The organism is Sulfitobacter sp., from assembly GCF_041552635.1.
Lineage (GTDB): Bacteria > Pseudomonadota > Alphaproteobacteria > Rhodobacterales > Rhodobacteraceae > Sulfitobacter.
In genome coordinates this window covers 1-1,323 of the sequence record NZ_JBFEKM010000371.1, presented here as the reverse complement: position 1 = coordinate 1,323, position 1,323 = coordinate 1, and the positions used below count along the sequence as shown (strand labels likewise).

The 1,323-nt window shown below is 40.4% G+C and carries 3 protein-coding genes; 1 reads left to right on the top strand and 2 read right to left on the bottom strand.

The genetic code is table 11. The features are described from left to right. The coding region (locus ABYT07_RS21175; protein ID WP_372993964.1) for a hypothetical protein at positions 1-232 on the top strand (232 nt) is incomplete at its 5' end. A 145-nt stretch (positions 233-377) separates the two neighbouring features. On the opposite strand, the gene ABYT07_RS21170 is transcribed toward ABYT07_RS21175, so the two are convergent. Continuing rightward, positions 378-671, bottom strand: a complete 294-nt coding sequence (locus tag ABYT07_RS21170; RefSeq protein ID WP_372993963.1) for a GIY-YIG nuclease family protein — start codon at positions 669-671, stop codon at positions 378-380. 347 nt (positions 672-1,018) lie between these two features. Continuing rightward, complete coding sequence (locus ABYT07_RS21165) at positions 1,019-1,312, bottom strand: GIY-YIG nuclease family protein (protein ID WP_372993962.1); 294 nt, start codon at positions 1,310-1,312, stop codon at positions 1,019-1,021. Positions 1,313-1,323 lie beyond the last annotated feature (11 nt).

Genomic DNA, 1,323 nt, shown 5'->3' with positions numbered 1-1,323 from the left:
TCGAGTGAATTTCAAAACCGGTTCTCGATACATTTTTCACAATGCTTCCGCATTGAGAAAAACACTCGAACTGACGGTTCGTGAAAAAAACCTCGTCAGTTCGAGTGATTTCTTGAGCCGGCATGCGAAAAGAAATTGTATCGAGAACAGAGGGGAAGTTCCGGGGGCTGGCCTTGTTCTCGATACATTTTTTCCCTCATCTTTCGCCTCGTTAAAAAAACACTCGAACTGACGGCTACAGTGTACATCGTCAATTCGAGTGAATTTCAAACCGGTTCTCAATACATTTTTCACAATGCTTTCGCATTGAGAAAACCACTCGAACTGACGGTTTTGAAATTTGTATCAAGAACGACTAAGGGAAGTTTTAATGAAATTTACTTAGAAAAATTCTTCTTAGCCAGATTAGGGAGTTTACTAAACTCACCTGCAATTAGGGCTTCCTTTTTTGCACGGGACCAGTTTTTCACTTGTTTCTCTGTGGCTATGGCGTAGTTAATATCTGTGCACTCTGCGTAATACACTAGTGCAACCGGTAGCCTTTGGGAAGTGTAGCTGTTAGGATATTTGGAAGATTGATGTTCAAGCAGACGCTTATTGAGATTGGAAGTGACACCTGTGTAGAAAGTGTTGTCCGAACATTTCAGGATATAGACGTAGCTGTTTTTCATTTAATTAATATACAGTTTTTTCTTCTTCGGCTGTACAAGTAAATTTTAACGTTGCCTTGTTCTCGATACATTTTTTCCCTCAGCTTTCGCCTCGGCAAAAAAAACACTCGTACTGACGGCTACAGTGTACAGCGTCAGTTCGAATGAATTTCAATACCGGTTCTCGACTCTTTTGCCTCGGTAAAAAAACACTCGAACTGACGGCTACGGTGTACATCGTCAGTTCGAGTGAATTTTAAAACCGGTTCTCGATACATTTTTCGCAATGCTTCCGCATTGAGAAAAACACTCGAACTGACGGGTTTGAAATTTGTATCGAGAACGACGAAAGGAAGGTTTAATGAAATTTACTTTGAAAAATTCTTCTTTGCCAGATTAGGGAGTTCGTTAAACTCACCAGCAATAAGGGCTTCCTTTTTTGCACGGGACCAGTTTTTTACTTGTTTTTCTGTGGCTATGGCGTAGTTAATATCTGTGAACTCCGCGTAATACACTAGTGCAACCGGTAGCCTTTGGGAAGTGTAGCTGTCAGGATATTTGGAAGATTGATGTTCAATCAGACGCTTATGGAGATTGGAAGTCACGCCTGTGTAGAAAGTGTTGTCAGAACATTTCAGGATATAGACGTAGCTGTTTTTCATTTAATTAATAT

What these genes read in the sequence shown, in the direction of transcription:
- ABYT07_RS21170 (WP_372993963.1), bottom strand. Translation starts at nt 671, where the DNA reads ATGAAAAACAGCTACGTCTATATCCTGAAATGTTCGGACAACACTTTC.
- ABYT07_RS21165 (WP_372993962.1), bottom strand. Translation starts at nt 1,312, where the DNA reads ATGAAAAACAGCTACGTCTATATCCTGAAATGTTCTGACAACACTTTC.